This window comes from Bacteriovorax sp. BSW11_IV (genome assembly GCF_000447755.1).
GTDB lineage: Bacteria > Bdellovibrionota > Bacteriovoracia > Bacteriovoracales > Bacteriovoracaceae > BSW11-IV.
Genome location: NZ_AUNE01000045.1, coordinates 28217 through 48891 on the forward strand (window position 1 = coordinate 28217; position 20675 = coordinate 48891).

Here is a 20675-nt window from a genome sequence, read left to right on the forward strand (position 1 = left end):
GATGTTTGGAAATATTTATAAAGGCAAAAAAGTAATTGTAACGGGCAACACTGGCTTTAAGGGATCATGGCTAACGACATGGTTACTTGAGCTAGGGGCCAATGTCGTTGGAATTTCTGACTGTGTTCCAACAACTCCTTCAATGTTTGAAGAGCTAAAGCTTCGTGAAAAAATTAAGTATTACGAACTTGATATTAGAAACTTCGAACAGCTTAAAGAAGTCATTGTTGCAGAGAAACCTGATTTTGTATTTCACTTGGCCGCTCAGGCCATCGTTTCAACTTCATATTCAAACCCTCTTGAAACAATTCAAGTAAATGCAATGGGAACTGCCCATGTTCTTGAATCACTGAGAGCTCTCACAAACAACTGTGTGGCCATCATGATTACAAGTGATAAGTGTTACGAAAATGTAGAATGGTGTTGGGGATATAAAGAAACAGACGCTCTTGGTGGAAAAGATATTTATTCTGCTTCTAAGGCCGCTGCTGAAGTAATCATCCACGCATACCAAAAATCATTCTTTGCTGATGAAAATGGCAACGTGAAAATTGCTGTTGCTCGCGCTGGTAATGTTATTGGCGGTGGTGACTGGGCAAAAGATAGAATCGTTGTTGATTGCGTGAAAAGTTGGAGTAATGGTGAAGTTGTTGAAATTCGCTCACCAAGTGCAACTAGACCATGGCAACACGTTCTCGAGCCACTAAGTGGTTACTTGGCCCTAGGACAAGATATTTCATCTGATAATTCTCTTCATGGTGAAGCATTTAATTTTGGTCCAAGAGCAGAGCAAAACAGAACGGTTCTTGAGCTACTAGAAGACCTTTCTAAGTTCTGGCACTTTGATAATGCAAATGAAGCCTACTCTGTAGTTGAAAATAGACCATTTAATGAAGCAGGACTTCTGAAGCTTAATTGTGACAAGGCCCTTTTCTCAATGAAGTGGCAAGCAACAATGAATTACAAGAGCACTGTTAGCTTTGTAAGTAAGTGGTACTACAGCTTCTATAAAGAGAAAAAAAATATGTTCGATTTAACTATTGGGCAAATTAAAGAATATTCAGAAATGGCATGTGAACAAGAGTTGAAATGGACAAAATAGAAGGACTCGTTCTTACTCCATTAAAGATCATTGATCATCCTCTTGGCAATATTATGCACGGGATGAAGGCCTCTGATGAGACTTATAAGTCTTTTGGTGAGGCCTATTTTTCATTCGTAAATTGCGGCTCTGTTAAGGGCTGGAAGCTACATACTAAAATGATTTTGAATTTGGTTGTACCACTTGGGGAAATCAGATTTGTGGCCTTTGATGATAGAGAGAACTCTAAAACGAAAGGACAATTTCAAGAAATCATTTTATCGCGCAATAACTATCAAAAATTAACTGTTCCTCCTGGTGTTTGGTTGGCCTTTCAAGGTCGCTCACAAGGTGAGAATCTGTTGTTAAATATGGCCTCGATTGAACACGATCCTAGTGAGGCCATCAATAAATCTCTTGAGGAAATCCAATATGACTGGAACTAATATTCGTCTTTCAAAATGTTCAATTTCTCAAACAGAAAAAGATGCGGTAATGCGCGCATTGAATAATGAATACTTTGGAATGGGAAAAGAAGTTCAAGCTTTTGAATCTGAACTAAAAGAGTATTTTGGATGTGAAGGCGAAGTTATTTGTGTAAACACTGGAACATCTGCTCTTCATATTACTCTGGCCTGTTTAGATATTGGTCCAGGAGATGAAGTTCTTGTCCCTTCTTTGACATACGTTGCTTCTTATCAGGCGATTTCTGCAACTGGGGCAACGCCTGTTTCATGTGATGTGGATTTAGACTCAGCATTTATCAGTATTGAAGATGCGAGAAAAAAAATTACAAAAAAGACTAAGGCGATTATGCCTGTTCACTATGCAAGCAACAGTTTGCAAATTGATGCCGTTTACAAATTAGCAAAAGAGTTCAATCTAAGAGTCATCGAAGATGCTGCTCACTCTGTGGGATGTGAACGTGATGGGAAGAGAGTTGGCGCAATCGGAGATATCCTGTGCTTTAGCTTTGATGGAATTAAAAACATCACAAGTGGAGAAGGTGGGGCCGTCGTCACTGCTGATCAAACCCTTGCTCAAAGAATTAAAGATGCCCGACTTTTAGGCGTGGAAAAAGACACAGAAAAAAGATTTTCAGGTGAAAGATCTTGGGTATTCGATGTGAATCATCAAGGATTTCGCTATCATATGAGCGACATTATGGCCGCTCTAGGTAGAGCACAGCTGTCTCGCCTCGATTTCCTAAAGCAAAGAAGACAAGAGATTGCTCTCCAATACTTTGAGGGCCTTAACATGAATTCGGCCATCGAACTTTTCAATTTCGATTATAAAAATATCTGCTCACATATCTTTGTTATCAAAGTAAAAGATGGCAAAAGAGACGCCCTGAGAGATTATTTACAAGACAATAATGTGGCCACGGGTGTTCACTACTATCCAAACCACTTTTTATCTAAATACAAGTCTGAACCTCTCGCTAATGTTGAGACTTTATACGGACAAATTTTGACTCTTCCAATTCATCCGGACTTAACTTCTAGTGATATTTCTAGGGTGATTGAGCTGATCAATAAATTTGGCCTCTAATTAGAGGCCTTTATTTTTTTTGCAAAATTAATAAATTTATTTTCGATAAGATAATAAGATAGAAGAGAAAATAGAATACATAGTCCGAATATAGAAAAGAATTCTAAATATGGGTTTCCTAATTTATTTAAACCTATCGCAGTAGTTATGCTAAAGATTGGGAAATGATAAATATAAACACCATACGAAACATCTGGCATTTTAATTTTTATTGCAGGAATGAAAAGTCCAACGGCCAACACTAAAATTGCGAGAACGATTGGATAACTGAAAGAGTGGATCCAAGGACTTAAAATATGGCCGTAAAATTTGTCATAGAACATTGGAATAGAAAATAAAATTAGGAATGCAAACGTTTTCCTCTTTTTTATGCGATCAAAAAACAGTTTTAAATATATGCCACTTAAAAAGTACGAAGCAAAAGAAAAAAATGATGTTCTAAATGATAGGGCATAATTTAGAGTTTCAGCGCTATAATAGCTTTGATGAATCACTTCAGAGCAATAACCACTATATAAAAATAGGATTAGACTTATGTAGTGAAAATAACGTTTATCTTTAAAGAAAAGTAGAAAAGGTGCAAGAATATAAAACTGAACTTCTACTACTAGTGTCCAAAAAGCACCGTGGGCGTAATATCTGCCATGTTCAGGAAGATTGAAAATCTTTCCCCCCACCATAGGCATCATATCTTGAAAAGCAAGCATATTAAAAACTGATAGAAGATATTCTCTTTCATTAATCCCATAATAGATTGAGCTCAATAAAACGACTGTAACGGTTATTACTATGGGTGGATAAATTCTAAAAAATCTTTTCAAAGAATATTTCATAAAGCTCTTACTGTTTAAATAGCTTGATGAAATTAAAAGGCCGCTAATAATAAAAAATGACTTTACTGCAAAGTCACCATCTAAGAAGTTAAGCTTTAGTTTTTGGTGAATAAAATACATGACTTCAGCAGCACTCGGGAAATGACCAAAAAGAACAATTAGTGCTAAAAATAACCTCAAAAGATTCCAGTTATTATTCTGACCATTATCATCAAGAGATGAATTTAAAAAGTTAGAGAATCGAGACATATAAAAAACTCAAAAATAAAAAGTAATAAGTAATATGTTTATCTGAAAATTTTTTTTCGAAAAAAGCTTCAAAACTTTTGAATTTTCCTGATACTTTAGGAAGGAATTTTAAAAACATCGTTTTACCATCATTTTCTAACCAGTAAAAACCAACTATAAAATAAGTTAAAATTGAAGGCATAATTAATCTTGGTGTCCAGTATCCGGCCTTGTAAGTATTGAACACAAATGGCAATGGAATTAAGATAATTGAATGAAAACCAATCGCTAATAGTAGTGCAGAGCTAATATAACTTGAAGTGACATCAGACTTCTTTTCATTTATTAATTGTTTTGTAATTGTCACAAACATAGCAAGTAGCCCAAATAAACTAATAAATGAAATAGGCAAAGATAAAACAAGAGCCAAGGGATTTAAAACTTTTGTGATTTTATGCCTTTTTCTTTTAGGATTTTCTAATGAATCAATTCCTGCCTCTCTGATGTTTTGATTTCTACTTCCAAACTTTTTAGGCCAATCCTTTGCAGCTAATCTCTGAAAGAACGTTTGTGCATCAAAGTAGAGTGAGTAGTGGATTAAACCTAAATAACTGAATCGATGATTTTCTCTTATCGACATACTATCATCAGGCGCCATTAATAGTTTTAGATCATTAAATTTTGGGAAGGTAATGTCGATGATATTCATATCGGCAGGGCCACCCCTTTTATCCCAGTGTTGATGGGTTGTAACACTTTTTGCCTTGTAGCTTAGATACATTTGATTGAGAAATAAACTAGTTGGTATAAGAAGTGCGATAAATGGAATCAGGACATTATGAATAGTTTTTTTATCTTTGAAAAAATTGACTATATAAAGAAGTCCAAGAGGAGGAAGTAGTCCTACGAAAGTATATTTAAACCAAAGACCGATCGAAACCATGAAACTAGTAATTAACCATGCTTTTGATTTTTCGTTATTTGTCGATTGTGTAGAAATAATATCCTTTACATAAAATACAGAGAGAATAAACGGAAGAACTGTTAGTGCGTCACATGAAATAACGATTGAGTGAATTACTCTGAAGGGGACGAACGATAATAGTAATATAAGTCCATTTTGGAGTGCTTTATTTTTGATGGTTTTTAAAATGAGAATATCAAAGAAAAATACAGCAAGAATATTAATCAGTAGTAGTAGAAATGCATAAGCTTCGAATACATATTGAGTTGATACGACACTTTCAACAAGATAACCGAGAACATAGAAGCCTGGGGGGTTTGTATTACTATATGAAAAACCAGTGTCTTTATAGGCAAGTATCTTAGAAGAGTGCCAACCCCAATCCTGGGCAATGTATCCATATCCATATATTGCCCAAATGCCTTGTATTACTAATATTATCGAAGATATTAGGATTATTTTTTTTTGAGTTTTATCTAGTTCTATAATTTTCATCTATTATCAATTTCTTTTAATGTTCTAATTAATAAATCAATTTCACTTTTTATATTGAATTGATGATTTCCAACAAAAAATCCATTTTTATCAATGTAATCAGAATTTTTTAGATCTTGATGAATTTCATAATCGAAATATTTAATGACATCATTTTTTGCAAAATTACCAGCAACGATAGGTCTACAATCAATATTCTTTTCAATTAAAATTTTGACAAGTTCATTTCTAGAAACAGGTGAATTCTTATTTAGAATAATTGCAAAGCCAAACCAGCTACTTTCTTCTATTTCCTGCTGATATCGTAAGAAAGATATTTCTTTAATTTGTTTTAGAAAGTACTTTGCATTTTCTCTTCTTTCTTTAATAAATTTTGGCAGTTTTTTTAGTTGCTCAATACCAATCGCTCCACTCATTTCTACAGGACGTACATTGTACCCAGGCAATACAAATTTGAACGATTCTTCGAATGGATTATCAGATTTCATACCTGTGACAAGGTTCTCTTTAGGTAGATTTCTAGTCCAACCATGAGCTCTTAATGATAAGAGAATATGGTAAAGTTCTTCGTCATCTGTATTAATTACCCCGCCCTCCATTGTGGAAATATGATGGCTGAAAAACGTACTGAATGTACCCATTGTTCCAAAAGTACCGGCTTGTTTACCTTTGTACTTCGCACCCATTGATTCACAGTTATCTTCAATTAATATTATGTTTCTTTCTTTCATCAATGAATTAATACTGTCGAAGCAATTAGGATTTCCTAATAGATTTACAGCGACAATCATTCTAGTCTTATCAGTAAGAGATGATTTCAATGCATCTAAATCATAATTTAGAGTATTAATATCAATATCAACGAATTTAAGTTTGAGGCCATATTGATACAGAGGATAATAAGTTGTAGACCAAGATACTGCTGGAACAATGACCTCATCTCCACGTTTTAATGGATTATTTTTTTTATAAAATAAAGCTGCAACAGCGAGAAGATTTGCAGAAGAACCAGAATTAACCATTACTGAATACTTTGAACCAGTGAATTCTGAGAAAGCTTTTTCGAAGTTTTGAACTTCTTTACCCATCGAAAACATATTACTATCAATTACTCTTTGAATTGCTGTAATCTCTTCTTTGTCCCAACTGCTAGATGCAAGGCTGTAGCTGTCCATTTATTTAATACTCCTATAGAAATCAATTGTTTCACTTAATCCTTGTTTTAAGGAATATGATGGCTTCCAGTCTGTTTCACTTAATAGAGAGGTATCTACTTTTTTCCTAAGCATTCCTACTGGTTTTGTAAGATCGTGTTCAAGAACTCCTTCAAAACCTAAAATTGCACAAACTTCATTATAGTATTGATTAATTGTGAAATCAGACTCTAAACCTACGTTTAGGATATTTGGTATCTTATCAAAGTTAAGAATTGAATATTCAATGAAAGAAGCGAAATCCTTAGTATACATGAATTCTCTTCTTGCATTACCATCCCCCCAGACAACAATTTTATCAAGACCTTTTTCTTTAGCCTCAATCACTTTTCTAATTATTGCAGGAACTAGATGAGATCGTTCTTCTGAAAAGTTGTCATATTTTCCATAAAGATTGCATGGGATAATTGTTTTATAGCTAAGATTTGTTGATTCATTTAAATATTGGCATAATTTTAAAACTGTAATTTTCGCTAGAGCATAACCTTCATTTGTTGGTTCTAGCTCACCCGTCATAAGGTGTGACTCTTTAATTGGTTCGCTATAATTTCTAGGATAAATGCAAGAACTACCGATATTAAGAAAATTTTGGATATTATTTTCTTTAGCAGCAAGAACCAAATTTTTACCCATTTCAAGATTCTCGTATAAAAAATTGAAAGGATCTTTCATATTTGCTTGAATTCCGCCGACCTTACCAGCGCAATGAATTACAAAATCAAATTTTTTTCCTTTTAAGTAGTTTGAGACATCTTCTTTTTTTAAAAGGTTAAGAGTTTTGCTAGAGGGAGCATCTATATCAAAGTTTTTGTTTTGAAGTTGCTCAAGCAGGTTTCTTCCAACCATACCTGAGCCACCAGATATGAATATTTTCATCTTATTTGCCAAATAATTCACTTAGAAATCTTTTAATGAATCTGATTCCTGTAGGGATACTCGGTGCCCCAGTGTCTCCAGCAAGGCGATTACCTTCAATCGTCGGAAATTCTACAATATTCAATTTGTTTTTAAATGCTCTAATTGTCATCTGATATTCGATTGTATAATCAGGTGCTGTTAAATTTAAACGTTCGAACGCTTGTCGAGTAAGTGCCCTGTAGCCATTTATCGAATCATAAATAAATGGACCAGTTTTTTTAAAGCATAGGTTGGCCATGATGTTAAATGCGTTATTGGCCCATTTTCTCCATTTGAAAAATTGATCATCTTCTTCATTTCGAGACTCTTTCATCATCCTTGAGGCAATAACAAGATCAGCTCCAGACTTAATAATATTTTTAAACTTTGGTAGATCTTCAATTGCTTCATTTCCATCAGGAGAAAAGAAAATAAGAAGATCTGAGTCTAAATTTTTAAAAGCTTGCATAAAAGCATCGCCTCTACCTTTTTTACTTTGACCAATAATACGAACACCTTTGTTTTGGAAGAATTCAACAGTACCGTCTGTCGAACCACCATCAACAGCAACAATCTCATCGTATCCTGCCTCTGGAGATGGCTTTGGAATTTTGTCAAAGATGAGGTTAAGGCATTCAATTTCGTTAAACGTCATTAGTACAAGTGTTGTTTTCATATAAGATCCAATTTTTCAATGTTAATACCTTCGAGTTTCAAATCTTCGACTAGCATTAATTTTACAAGTTCATCAAATTTCGTTTTAGGTTCCCAATTTAGTTTCTCTTTTGCTTTAGAATAGTCACCAATCAATAGATCTACTTCTGTTGGTCTATAATATCTTGGATCAATCTCTACAAATTCTTCCCAATTTTTGTTAACCATAGAAAAGGCTTTATCTAGAAAATCTTTAACTGACCAGGTCTGACCTGTGGCAATTACGTAGTCGTCAGGTTTTTCTTGTTGGAGCATTAGCCACATTGCTTCGACATAATCTTTTGCGTATCCCCAATCTCTTTTCGCATCAAGATTTCCTAGGTAAAGTTTTTTATCTTTACCAGATAAAATTCTTGCAATACCTCTAGTAATTTTTCTTGTTACAAATGTTTCTCCACGTCTTGGACTTTCATGATTAAACAGAATTCCGTTTGATGCATGAAGATTGTAACTCTCTCTATAGTTTATTACCTGGTGATGAGCATAAACCTTAGCGCATGCGTAGGGACTTCTTGGATAAAATGGAGTGTTTTCATCTTGGGGTACAGCGTGCACTTTTCCATACATTTCAGAACTTGAAGCTTGATAGAATCTAATATGCTCTAAAGCTCCTGTGTTTTTAATAGCTTCTAATAATCTAAGTGTCCCCATTGCAACACTGTCTACGCAATAAATAGGAGCATCAAATGAAACTCTAACGTGACTTTGAGCTCCAAGATTATAAATTTCATCAGGTTCAATTTGATGGATTAGTTTTTCAAGATTACTTGCATCACTTAAGTCACCATAGTGAAGGATTAATCTTCCATCTTGTTCATGGATATCTTGATAAATATGCATTATGCGGCCAGTATTAAATGAAGATGATCTTCTTATGATACCGTGAACTTGATAGCCTTTACTGAGTAGAAGTTCTGCTAAGTAGGAGCCGTCTTGCCCAGTTATTCCAGTGATAAGTGCTTTTTTCATGATGAATCCAAGTGATGTGTTAAATAATTCTGTTCGAGAATTATCCATAAAAAAATTATATTTGCATAGGTAAATATGCAAAGTTCTTGAGGAATTCACCAATGAAAATAGTGAGAAAATGGGTATTGAGCTTTATGATATTTATCTCAAAGTAGTTCTTTTTTTTTTCTTTAAATTTTACTTTTAATAAATTTAAAAACCTTATCCTTTTCATTTTTTGATAGGAGAAAAATGAAGAAGGTCGCACCTAAACCAACGAGAATAAGTGTAAAAAAGATTACAGATTCTTTAAGTGACTGAATATTATATAAATTTATAAGCGCCAGGTTTGCTAATCCACTTAAACCAAGTGCTGTGATAATTTTTTTCCAATCAATGTTGAATGAAAAATATCTTTTTCCATAGTGCCAAATCATCGCCGGGCCAATGCAATACGTAAGAACACTACTTCCAACAGCACCCCAGACACCGAAATTTCTAACTAAAAAGAAATTCAGAGCAATGTTAATTATACATAGGATATTATAACTTTTTGCAATGTATCCAACTTTTCTTTCGAAGATTAGACCGGCGCAAAAGATGTTTACTGAGCCATTAATTAGAATTCCCAACCCAATTATGGGAGCAAATTTTAAAGCGGGTAGAAAGCTGCCACCTTTAACAATGTATGGACCTGCAAGCATAATAAAGGCGCTTAGGGCCGTGCACAAATAAGTTCCAAGGATGAAGTAGCTTAGAGTTATAGTTGAGAAGAGTTCTTTAACTCCTTCTTTTTTTCTATACTCAACCATCATGGGGTTCCATATTTGGATAAAGGGTGCAATTAGGACAATATTAATAACACTTCCTAGTTTGTAGCCTAGAGAGTAAATACCAACATCAGAAATTGTTAGAAATTCATTAATAAAAAAACGGTCAGACCAATCAATAGACATTCCAGCTAGACTTGAAAGTACTGTAGGAAAACCATATTTGAGCATTAGTTTGGCTTCAGTTTTATCGAAGATTATTCTGAAATGCTCTCGGTAAATGAAAATAAAGAATACTAAAATTAATAAAAAAGTACCGAGGCGGCTGTATATTGGTGCCCACAGGCCAATGTCCTTATAAACAAGGAGATAATAAGTTGTGGAAAAATTAAGAATCATTCCGAAGATACTTAGTAATGAAACTTGTATCGACTTTCTTAGAAGTCTTGCAAAGCTATAGAAGTATTGATTTAAAAAGTTTAAAGCAGAAGAAATGGAAATATAAAATAAGTGCTCTCCATACTCTGGTGTTTTAAATATAAGTAGCGATAATGTACTTTTAAAAAGATAGACTAAAAGAACTTGGGCAAATGCGCCCATAACGATTAGGCTAAATCCTGTAGAGAACACGCCTTTTCTTTTTTCACTACATTCGTAGTCAAAGTATGACCTTGGCAGTGCCGATGTAATTCCTAGGTAGAAAACTGAGCCAATAACTAAGCTGAATAAATCAATAAAAGAGAATGTACCGAAAATTTCAGTAGTGAAATGCTTTGTGAAAACAGGAATCAGAAAAAATGAAACAGCAGATTGAGCTATACTCCCAATTGCATAAATGACTCCGTGTAGTCCAATTTGTTTGATTTTATCTAGCATTTTATCTCGATTCGTTTTAACTCTTACTTCACATCAATAAATTTATTTAATAACATCTCAAAACAATAATTATATTGAATTGAAGGGCTAATGCGAAACATCATTAATAAATCATCTATATACTATCTTTTGATAACGCTATTAACAATTTTAATTTTTAAAATCGCTGTCATACAAGATTTTAGTATTAGTGATCCAGCGTTTGACATCTATTTTGACGCTATGAATATTCATGTGGCCATTAAAATGTTTCACGATGGTTTATGGTGGTGGGATAACCTGACTAGGGTATCGTTTCCTTACGGTGCTCCAATGGGGGGATTTCCTGTCTCAGGTGGCCAATTGGATTACTTCTTCATTTGGATATTCTCTTTAATATCTAAAAATGTTTTTCTCGTAGCGAACTTGTACCTATTGTTTACAGTTGTATTAACAGCTCTGCTCACATACTACTCTTGTTTAGAACTTAGATTTAATAAAACTTATTCGATTATAATAGCAATTCTGTATAGCTTTATTCCCCATATGTATTTTAGGAATACTGCTCATATTATGCTTACTTATTATTTATTCCCTGTTGTATTGATGTACTCAATTAAATTTTTAACAAATGAATTTGGGAATCTTTCAAAATTTAAAAAGAATATTTTCTATCTTGTGATGCTTTTAGCTGGATTGCAGTACACATATAATGGAGTCTTCATTTTATATGTTTTGTTCGCAGTTGGAGTTATTAAAATAATTGAGAAAAAAAGAGAGCATTTCAAGCCACTAATTGTCGGTACGGTTGTATTGGTTATTTCAACAATTATAAATATCGCACCTGTAGTTAAATCTTATAAGAGTAATAGTGAATTAAATCAAAAAATGACGACCTTTAAAAAGGCCAATATGATTGATGATTACCCTTTAAATTTAAGAGATATGCTAATACCTGTACAAGATAATCATTTTTTTGTCCTTAAAGGGATTCGTTACGTTTTTGATAGAGCTGAATATAAGTACAATGGAGAATTGAGAAGTTCATCACTTGGATTAATTGGTTGCTTAGGATTAATCATATGTATTGTTACACTTGTATTCAACACTAAACTTAAATCATTAAGGTACAGTAAAGAAATATCCCAGTTATTTATGTTTTTGTTTCTTCTTGCCATGCCAGGAGGTCTTGCTTCATTTATTAATTTAGTTAGTCCACAAATCAGATGTTATAATCGAGTGGCCCCAATGATTTCATTTTTAGCAATATGTTCTTTCTTTGTATTTTTAGAAATGAAATTAATTAATGTAAGTAAAATAAAAAAAAATGTGATTTTATTTGCGTTATTCCTATTTGGTCTAATTGATCAAAATCCAGGTTTTACAAATTTATATTCAAAAGGACAAAGGGGAAGCGGAAGATTAGAAGATATCGCAAATTTAGGTCCTCTACTCAATGAAGTAGAATCAAAGTTTCCTATGGCGAATAATGTCTTTTACCTGCCCTTTAATATTTACCCATCTTCTCCAAGAGTAAATAAAATGCCAGCACAAGCAGATGGATTAGCATATTTACTATCAGATAGATTGAATTGGTCGATTATGCCTTTACTACCTTCTGCTGAAGAAGAGCTGTCCAAGGTTAAAAAACTAACAGGTAATGAACTATTGTGTTTTTTATCAAAATTAAGCTACGATTCAGTTTTAATAGATAGAAGAGGCTATAGCGATAATGGAAATGAAATTTTAAACTCAATTAAAGAAAATTATGTTCATGAAAATCTTTTAGAAAGTAGTAATAAAAATTACGTGTTTATTAAATTTTTAGCGACCGAATGTGAAAGTTAGGAGCATCTCAATCTTTTGAGATGCTCTTGAACTAATTACTAAATCTAAAACGAAGAAGAGTCCATACTGCATTAAATCCATCTTTTGGACCAATTTTCTTTCCCTCGGCCTTTGTACGTGGAATGTATCTAATAGGCACCTCGAATATTTTAATGTTTGACTTAATAAGTTTACTCGTAATCTCGTGATCAGTTTCAAACCCATTAGTTTTAATAATATTCTTTTTGAAAAAATGAGAAGGATAAATTTTGTATGCAGTTAATGTATCAGTTATCCATTTCTGGTAAAGTATAAATGTCCAGAGGGTTAAAATTATTCCAGCTAACCATGGCGCAAATTCTTGTTTTTTATGTCTTCCTGGAAAAAATTTCATTCCATCTTTTTTTTGATACTGCCAGAGAGTTCTACTTCCATAAATTGCTTGGTCAGGATTTTTGTTTAGCTCTTCGAGCATTGCAGGATAATCTTCTGGAAAGTATTCTAAATCAGCATCTTGAACAAGAATGTAGTCTCCTGTTGAAGATCTAATACCGTTTTGAACTGCTCCACCTTTTCCTGTGTTTTTTTGCTGTATTAAAGTAACCTCTTTAAAGTCAGAGACTACGCTAGAAGTATTATCCTTGGAGCCATCGTCAACCACAATGATTTCTTTTTTGAATTGTAATGTGTCAGTATCGACAGCAAGAATACGCTTTAATAAATCTCCAATATATCTTTCTTCATTGTATGCAGGAATAATTATAGAAATTGTTTTCATTTTAAATCTCACTATATTTGAACTTTAAAAGATTAATGATGCATTTGATGCCATCAAGCATTGTGATTTTTTTTCCATCTTTTTTTGTTCTTGGCGAATATTTCACTGGTATTTCATTAATGAAGACCCTCTTCCTGCCTAATTTTGCAATAATTTCTCCATCAAGATCGAAACCTGATGACTTCAAATTTAGATCATCAATAAGATCTTTTTTAAATACCTTAAGAGAAGTTAAGGGGTCTGTAACAAAACGATTATAGAGGAACAAGCTTATTGAGCTTAATAGCATCCCTCCATATTTACTTACAAAGTAGTCTTTAAATTTATTGTTGTAGACTTCTTTAATCTGCAAATCTAGATTGATACATTTAACTGTTCGACTTCCAAAAACTACTGAGTTTTCGTTATTATTCAAGGTTTTGATAAGATGAATTAGATCTTTCGTATCGTATTCGGCATCTGAAGGAAAAAAAGCAATAATATCACCAGTGGCATTTTTGATTCCGTGTCTTAGTGCTGCCCCTCTTCCAAATTCTCCAACTGGAAGCTTGAGTGATTTAACATTCTTATTTTCTTTAGCTATTTCATAGCTATGATCTGTTGAACCACCATCAACAAAGATAATTTCTTTTAGAAGTCCCATGTCCATGAAGTTTAAGAGGTCTAGATCGTGAAGAACTTGTTTAAGTGTCTTCTCTTCATTTAGGGCCGGGACAACAATTGATACTTTGAAGTTCTTTCTATTTATTTTTTTAGAAAGCTTATTGTTTACAATAGAAGTAAGCTCGGCAAGAACCTGATCACCTGAGTGTGCACCTGATGCCGATTCCCAATCTAGTAGATTGACATTATTTTTTGCATAAGGAAAAGCATCTTGATCAAAAGTCACATAGCTTGCGTTATCACTTTTTGCATTTTCAAGAGAAGAGGTTTGAATAAAGAAAGTTGAAATAATATCTTTCCACTCCAATTCAATACTGTTCTTGCGCTTCATGTAAAAAAGAAGTTTTTGAGTCAATGAAGAAACCGTTTCATTTTGAATTTCATTATCTTTTAAAATATTAGAAATAAAGATCTTTTGAGAAGCTTTATTTGAAGCAATAAGCTCTCCTAGATCTTTTGTAATATATGAAGGAAAGAGTGAAGAGTGCTGTGTTCCCGGTCCATAGATTACAATATCTGCATTTTTGATAACAGGTACGACTTCTTGATTAAGTTCTGGAAAAACTTGTTTGCTTGTGAGGTAGGAATGTTTTTGTTCAAGAGTCATAGACTGAATTTTGTCTAGTTCTTCTGGGTTTAAATAGTTTTCTAGTAAGAAGATGTCTTTAATTGAGCTGCTGTTTTGAGGGGATACGATTTGAGCTTCATCAATCAAATACGTGCCATCTTCTTTAAGACCTGTGAGTACTAAATTTTGTCCGTCAGTGATATTGATAACATCGCATTTTATATTTGCGACTTCTGATAATTTTGAAACAGTCTGATTGAAGTTTTGATTTTCTTTTAAATAGCAACCGGCAAAAAGAATATTTCCAAAAGAGCAATCATTGAAATCGAAAAGATTGTTGTTTGCAGCTTGTTCCATAGCATAGCTTGAGAATAATTTACAATAGTCGTTAAGATAATTTGCCGTTTCAACTTTTAAGTTTTTTATGGCGTCAGCAATTTTTGGAAATTTCTCAAGAGCATCATAGTTCAAGAAATTATTTAATAAAAAGATCCCTTCATCAAATGATGTTTGAAGAGGTAGTCTGATTTCAAATAAAGTATAGAGGGCCTTACCTGATGGGATATTTGTATCGATAAAGCGAGAGATATTTTTTCTGAAATCACTTGGTCCAAGTAGTCCCGGGATGAATCGTCTCATGGCCCCTGTAGATAATCCATCATCGTAAGCATTCACTAGTACTTTAAGCTTGATTTGTGGATGTTGGAATAGTGATTTGCAGATCGTCTCGGTTCCTCTTCCGCCTGAGAAAACGACGACATTTACAAAGTTTTGTTCTTTCATAAATTCCTCAATTTTCTGTACATCCTCTTTCGTATTTACGCCGATGCTTTCGAATTCATCTTCAATCTGTATCGAAACAAGACCGTCTGATTCATTTTCAAACTTCGGAATAAGTGGGAGAAGATTATATTCTTGAGTGGATTCCCCAATGGCCACATCCGAGTTTTTATATTCATTTAAGATTTTAAAGAGCTCTTTAGTATCAAAAAGAAAGACTCCTATATCACTTTCCCCATTCTTTACTATGTTGGAACTCTCTCTTGCTTGGAAAACATGAGTGATGGTTTGGTTTTGATTTCTTTCAAAGTGAATATAAGGTTTTGTCTTTAAAACTGTAGGAAGTGTTAATAGAGGATTTTTTCTCGAATTATGTATTTGAATTGCGGATGCAATTGTTTTTCTCTTAACAGTAACTTGATCTCCCCAGATAACAAGAGAGTTTTTTGTTTTAGTGGATTTTTCTGCTTTTAAGATGGCATCGGCCATTCCTCGAGGAGTTTCTTGAATAACAATTTCAAATTTCCCAGGAATGATTTTTTGCAACTCATCTCTAACAAGTTGCTCTCCCTCTTTAGAGAGGATGAAAATAAAACGGGAGCAATGCTCACTGATCGTTTCAATAATATGTTGGAGGATTGATTTGTCTAAAATTGGATAAAGAATTTTTGGTTTATCGTGACCAAGTCTTGAACCTTTTCCAGCAGCTGGAATAATGGCCGTCCACTGGTCTGCGTTTGTAGCTTCTTCATTTAAAATAATGTTTTTGATCTTAATTATTTTATTCATAAATACTCACTATTTCTGAAAGAGAATCGATGATTTTATGAGGAGAGAGCTTTTTAAGTTCTTCTCTTTTGTGTGCCGTTGTTATTGCGACTGTTTCAATTTCCGCAGCTAAGCTTGCTTTAATTCCAGAAAAAGAGTCTTCAATAACGACGAGATTTTCTTTGGGAATTTTCATCATTTTGGCGGCCAAGTTGTAAATCTCTGGAGAAGGCTTAGCGTTTTGAACATCTTCACCTGAAATATAGAAGGCGAAGCATTCAGTCAGACCTGATTTTTTTAAGAAAAGTTCTATGTTTTTTGATCTTGATGAACTTGCAATGCAGAGCTTGAATTTTTTATTAAGATCTTTTATTGAAGAGCACGTATCTTTATAAATGAAATCAGATTCATTTAACAAATTTGTGGCAAGACTTCTTTTTTTCTCAGTGAGGGACATGATCATATTATCATCAAAAGAAATATTATTTTTTGATAACGTTTCTTTGAAAACTTCATCCGTTCTCATCCCTGCGTAGCCGTGATAATTGAAGTTTGTAATTTCAAATTGGGCAAGAACACTCTTGAATGAATTTTCGTGTGCAGATGACGAATTCCAAAGGACACCATCTAAATCAAAAATTATTCCTTTTTTAGAGATCATTTTTTTCTCGCTATAACCAGTGTTTGACCAATGTAATAGGTGCAAGGGAGCTTATCTAGTCTGAGCAATTCAACTGCCTTTCTGAAGTATTTGAAAAAACCAAAATAAGACTCTGCTCTTTTAAGAACATAACCAAGTTCAAGAGTTTGATAGTATGGGGAGATTGTCTCAACTTTAAAATCAAACTTATTGAGATACTCTCTAATTGTTTTTGGAGTGAAATAAAATAAATGAACACTTAAGTAAAATGGCCACTTCTTCCCTAATAGTTTGCATGGCCATGTGTCGATATCTGGATAGTTTACAACAAAAATACCATCATCTTTTAAAATTCTTTTAATCTCTATAATCGTTTGGGCAGGATCAGTAATGTGTTCAATAACATCCCACAAAGTTACGATATCGAAAGTCTTGTCATCAAAATGATGATCTAGCAGAATTCCTGGTCTAATGTCGAGTTTATAGGTTTCGCGACCTTTATTTGCGAGCCATTTTGCGGGTTCAATCCCTGTCACAGTAAAGCCTAGGTCGTTGGCAGCTTTTGGAAAAGCAGCTCCTGCGCACCCAATATCCAGAACTTTTTTATCTTTTGATGCCGTTATATTGTTCTTTGAAATAATTTTTTTTAGTGATTTAGAAAAAGTTCGGATTCTCTGTGGATTTTGAGAAAAGAAAGTATCGTCCTCTGCAGATGAATAGGACTCCATGATAATATCTTCTTTAACTCTAGGATTAAGATAAGATAAATCACACTTGTTACATTTTACGAGTTGATCGTATAGAACTTGATCGCTAGAAGAAGAGTAAACTTTTAAGAAATCTTCTTCCGTTTTAAAATTTGAATAATCGCTATTGAAAACAATCTTGTAATTGTCTGAAGAGCAATTGATACATTTTACATTTTCAAGAACATTTTCAATCATTGGGTAACCTTTTTACCAAGAATCCCTTTTAACATAAGAGTTGTGTGTAGAGCTCTATAGGGAACCATTTCCATTTTTGTATTGAATCGTCTTCTTAAAAAACGAATGCACTGGATGGCCATTTTTATGGGTGAATAAATTAATTTATGAATCATGAATGTTCTATAGAGAGAAATTCTAAATTTGCTTAATTTCTCATAATCATCCCTCCATGTAGGAGAGAAGTTCAGTTCGGAATATTCTTTGTAACCAGAAAACTTGTTGTCGATACTTGAGCCTGGTACTGGAGTCACAATAAAAAGAGCTGTTTCGTCGAGACCATTTTTTGTTAAGTCTTCAAGCATTTTCTTTGTGAGTACCCTGTCGGCATCAGTTTCTCCAGGAAAGCCTAGGATGAAACAGGCCTGAGAATAAATTTTACACTTATTCATGTGGCGAATTAAATTAATCGCAAGAGAAATATCAAAAGGCTTGTTAATAAGCTTCATCAGCTCTGGAGAACCACTCTCGGGAGAAATTGAAATATAATTACATCCAGCCTGTGCCATTTTTTCAATTGTGCTGGTATTTCTTAGTGTTTCAACTTTTGTGCCTGCACATAATTTCCATTTAATATTTAATTTATTTTGGATGATGTCATCGCAAATTTCGTTAATTCTTTTATTGTTAACAGTCGGGTTAACATCTTCGAAATGAAATTCTGTGACACCAAAAGTTTTCATATAGAATTGAATTTCTTTAGTGACTGCACTGGGCGTCTTTGCACGCCATTTTCTATCATTGGTATCTGGAATAACACAAAAGTTGCAAGCGTAAGGGCAACCTCGAGAAGTTAAGATCGGTAAATATTTACTAGAGGACTGTGGTCCATGGGCATATCTAAGATTCCAATAATTTTGAATTGGAAAGAGATCCCATGCAGCGTATGAAAGGGTATCTAGGTCTTTGATCTTATTTGAAGACCTATTGAAGTAATCAACTCCATTTAGACGAATACCAAAACCATCTTCCTTAGAGAGATCAACTTCAATTTTGTTTTCAAGATAGGCGAGAAGCAGCTTTACTCTTTCTTCAGGCTCTCCTGCGATAATATAATCAACACCTAGGTCATGAAATTCTTTTTGCACCTTGCGAACAGCGTAGGCAGTGACCGCCTGAGAGTTTTCGAGTATTGCGATCTTTTTTTCAGGAAATTTATTTTTTAATTCTTTGATAATTTCAACAATTGAATCATGGGCAATAAGGCTCATTGCGTAAATTGCGATTAGACTCGAGTCCCTCGATACCATTGAAGAAACTTCCTGTGGAGTGAGGCCGCGGTAGATGAAATTTCCTTTCTCGCGCCATTGATTGGGTGATTCTCCAAAGGAATCAATGACATTACATTGATAATTGTGGGTACGTAATTCTCCGGCAAGATAGGCCAGGGAGACAGGCATATAGACAATGCCAGTAGTCATAATATCGTTTTTCTGCAAAACAAGATTAGGGCTTATGAGTGTAACTGCAGTCATGTTAATCCAAAAAAATATTTAGGAAATTATGCCTCAGTAAAAATCATTTGCCTATTTTTTTTGTTTTAAAAAAGGCCCACAATCTCGCACAAAGAAGTGATCTCTCTCACTGATTCTGGCGTCGGATATTTGTGGTAGATTCCATTTGCATTAATGATGCGAATGCTTTGCCAGCCGAGCTTTTCGGGGGCGATGAAGTCTTTTTTAGGATTATCTGCGATATAAGTATAATCACAATTTGGGAATTTTTCTTGGATCATTTCAAAGCAATTCGTATCAGGTTTTGGAGTGCCAAAAACACCTGTTCTAATAATAAAATCAATGTACTTTTCTAGTCCAAGAGATTGAATCTTATGGAGTTGTGTTTTTTCGTGTCCATCTGTCAAAAGAGCAAGTTTGTGTCCTTTTCTTCTCAGTTCTGTGAGGACAAATTCTGAGTCGATGGGAAGTTTGATATTTGGCGTGTGAAAGCGATAGATATCGATAATTTCCTTTAGATCAATTTCTTTATATTGATCACAGAGAACGTTGAGGTTTTTACCACTGCCATTGGCCACAAAGTCATTCATAAGTTCACAAAATATTTGTGATGAACAGAGATTGTGTTTTTCGAAAACATAATTGGAAACGGCCTGAAACCCACTTTTTACAAAGTCTAGTTCAAAGTAAAGAGTGTCATCCATATCGAAAACAATAACTTTAGAAGAAAATTCCTTCATCATACCTCAACATGTGTAAATTATTTTTCCACTCCACTTTAGAGGGAAGATCTTTGCCAAGTTTTTCTAATAAAATGAGTTCAAAGAAGTTGGCCCCGGCATTGTATGTAAGAGGATAACCACCTCCAAAACGTGGATTGATTTCAATTACACTCACGTCTTTGTCAGAGAGAAAAATTTGAAAACAAAATGTCCCTCTAAAACCATCAATATTTGCAACGATGTCGTGAGCGATCTTTTCAATTTTTTCATGATACTCAGTTTTCGCCTTAGAAACCTCTCCAGAGCGAACTTCCAGCCTTTTTCTCGGAACGCAGGCCAAAAGTTTCTTCTCTTTGCTAACAAAGCAGTCCACTGTGAACTCTTCGCCATGGACTAATTCTTGAAAAACATAGTCTGATGACTTTTCTTTAAGTGATTTTGCATGTTCGTAATTCAATACTGTGCAAGCTCCAATAGAGCGACTTGAATTATCGAGCTTAGCGAAAAGAGGGTAATTTGAAGACTCATTTGGTTCAACAATTGTTGGAGTTGGAATCTTGTGAGTATTGAAAATATCCGCAGTCGATTTTTTTGTTCTAAAAATACGGCAAATCTCAGGTGAGCTCACTTCAACGTGAATGCCTTTTTCTTCAAATAGATCGCGATCATCTGCGAGATATTCAAGTTCAGTGTCAATTGTAGGAATAACTACTTTGATATTGTGTTCGATACAATAATCCAGTACGAATTTAGTATATTCTGGATTCGAGGCCCTTGGACATGGGGCCGATTTATCAGCAACATGGCAAGCACTACTAAGTTCGGGATGCATATCAAGGGCATGAACTTCACCTTGAAGATTTAACTTAGAAAGAGTTTCTTTAATCTGCTTAATTAGTGAAACTCTTCGGCCCGCTGATGTTAAAAGAACGTTCATAAAAA

18 protein-coding genes are annotated in these 20675 nt (G+C 34.0%); 4 read left to right on the forward strand and 14 right to left on the reverse strand.

Going from position 1 to position 20675, the window contains the following annotated elements:
* Window position 1 precedes the first annotated feature (1 nt).
* From rfbG to M899_RS12090, 3 genes are read left to right on the forward strand one after another with little or no spacing between them, the layout of a single operon-like run.
* The gene (gene rfbG / locus M899_RS12080; RefSeq protein WP_021271856.1) at window positions 2–1102 is read left to right on the forward strand and encodes a CDP-glucose 4,6-dehydratase; all 1101 of its coding nucleotides are present in this window, start codon (window positions 2–4) and stop codon (window positions 1100–1102) included.
* Window positions 1090–1527, forward strand: a complete 438-nt coding sequence (locus tag M899_RS12085; protein ID WP_021271835.1) for a dTDP-4-dehydrorhamnose 3,5-epimerase family protein — start codon at window positions 1090–1092, stop codon at window positions 1525–1527. Before rfbG ends, M899_RS12085 begins: the two co-directional genes overlap by 13 nt.
* Window positions 1514–2632 carry a DegT/DnrJ/EryC1/StrS family aminotransferase gene (locus M899_RS12090; protein WP_021271834.1) on the forward strand — a complete coding sequence of 373 codons (1119 nt, stop codon included), beginning with the start codon at window positions 1514–1516 and terminating at the stop codon, window positions 2630–2632. Before M899_RS12085 ends, M899_RS12090 begins: the two co-directional genes overlap by 14 nt.
* On the opposite strand, the gene M899_RS12095 is transcribed toward M899_RS12090, so the two are convergent.
* The 7 genes from M899_RS12095 to M899_RS12125 form a co-directional block, all read right to left on the reverse strand.
* Window positions 2629–3714 carry an acyltransferase family protein gene (locus M899_RS12095; protein WP_021271799.1) on the reverse strand — a complete coding sequence of 362 codons (1086 nt, stop codon included), beginning with the start codon at window positions 3712–3714 and terminating at the stop codon, window positions 2629–2631. The genes M899_RS12090 and M899_RS12095 overlap by 4 nt on opposite strands.
* Entirely contained in the window at window positions 3698–5152 is a 1455-nt protein-coding gene (locus M899_RS12100; protein ID WP_021271730.1) for a hypothetical protein, read from the reverse strand. The genes M899_RS12095 and M899_RS12100 overlap by 17 nt, the downstream gene beginning before the upstream one ends.
* On the reverse strand, window positions 5149–6327 hold the full coding sequence (locus M899_RS12105) for a DegT/DnrJ/EryC1/StrS family aminotransferase (protein ID WP_021271782.1): 1179 nt from the start codon (window positions 6325–6327) through the stop codon (window positions 5149–5151). The genes M899_RS12100 and M899_RS12105 overlap by 4 nt, the downstream gene beginning before the upstream one ends.
* On the reverse strand, window positions 6328–7242 hold the full coding sequence (locus tag M899_RS12110; protein ID WP_034729248.1) for a GDP-L-fucose synthase family protein: 915 nt from the start codon (window positions 7240–7242) through the stop codon (window positions 6328–6330).
* A gap of 1 nt (window position 7243) precedes the next feature.
* Window positions 7244–7939: a glycosyltransferase family 2 protein gene (locus M899_RS17860; RefSeq protein ID WP_021271801.1), complete on the reverse strand. Its 696-nt coding sequence runs from the start codon at window positions 7937–7939 to the stop codon at window positions 7244–7246.
* On the reverse strand, window positions 7936–8946 hold the full coding sequence (gene gmd / locus M899_RS12120) for a GDP-mannose 4,6-dehydratase (protein WP_034729177.1): 1011 nt from the start codon (window positions 8944–8946) through the stop codon (window positions 7936–7938). Before gmd ends, M899_RS17860 begins: the two co-directional genes overlap by 4 nt.
* A 170-nt stretch (window positions 8947–9116) precedes the next feature.
* Complete coding sequence (locus M899_RS12125; protein ID WP_021271823.1) at window positions 9117–10571, reverse strand: oligosaccharide flippase family protein; 1455 nt, start codon at window positions 10569–10571, stop codon at window positions 9117–9119.
* Window positions 10572–10661: 90 nt separating this feature from the next.
* Between M899_RS12125 and M899_RS12130 the strand changes: the two genes are divergently transcribed.
* Window positions 10662–12398 carry a hypothetical protein gene (locus tag M899_RS12130; protein ID WP_021271753.1) on the forward strand — a complete coding sequence of 579 codons (1737 nt, stop codon included), beginning with the start codon at window positions 10662–10664 and terminating at the stop codon, window positions 12396–12398.
* Between the two features lie 31 nt (window positions 12399–12429).
* On the opposite strand, the gene M899_RS12135 is transcribed toward M899_RS12130, so the two are convergent.
* The 7 genes from M899_RS12135 to M899_RS12165 all read right to left on the reverse strand — a co-directional run bounded on the left by M899_RS12135 (window position 12430) and on the right by M899_RS12165 (window position 20670).
* On the reverse strand, window positions 12430–13155 hold the full coding sequence (locus tag M899_RS12135) for a glycosyltransferase family 2 protein (RefSeq protein WP_021271845.1): 726 nt from the start codon (window positions 13153–13155) through the stop codon (window positions 12430–12432).
* Between the two features lies 1 nt (window position 13156).
* Window positions 13157–15955, reverse strand: coding sequence for a glycosyltransferase (locus M899_RS17865; protein WP_021271931.1), 2799 nt, complete (start codon window positions 15953–15955; stop codon window positions 13157–13159).
* On the reverse strand, window positions 15948–16595 hold the full coding sequence (locus M899_RS17870) for an HAD family hydrolase (protein ID WP_021271865.1): 648 nt from the start codon (window positions 16593–16595) through the stop codon (window positions 15948–15950). Before M899_RS17870 ends, M899_RS17865 begins: the two co-directional genes overlap by 8 nt.
* On the reverse strand, window positions 16592–17518 hold the full coding sequence (locus M899_RS12150; RefSeq protein WP_021271748.1) for a class I SAM-dependent methyltransferase: 927 nt from the start codon (window positions 17516–17518) through the stop codon (window positions 16592–16594). Before M899_RS12150 ends, M899_RS17870 begins: the two co-directional genes overlap by 4 nt.
* Entirely contained in the window at window positions 17515–19032 is a 1518-nt protein-coding gene (locus M899_RS12155; protein ID WP_021271885.1) for a B12-binding domain-containing radical SAM protein, read from the reverse strand. The genes M899_RS12150 and M899_RS12155 overlap by 4 nt, the downstream gene beginning before the upstream one ends.
* Window positions 19033–19097: 65 nt before the next feature.
* Window positions 19098–19754 (reverse strand): HAD family hydrolase, encoded by a 657-nt coding sequence (locus tag M899_RS12160; RefSeq protein ID WP_081653823.1) that lies wholly within the window; start codon window positions 19752–19754, stop codon window positions 19098–19100.
* Window positions 19732–20670: an ATP-grasp domain-containing protein gene (locus M899_RS12165; RefSeq protein WP_021271817.1), complete on the reverse strand. Its 939-nt coding sequence runs from the start codon at window positions 20668–20670 to the stop codon at window positions 19732–19734. The genes M899_RS12160 and M899_RS12165 overlap by 23 nt, the downstream gene beginning before the upstream one ends.
* Between the last annotated feature and the right edge of the window lie 5 nt (window positions 20671–20675).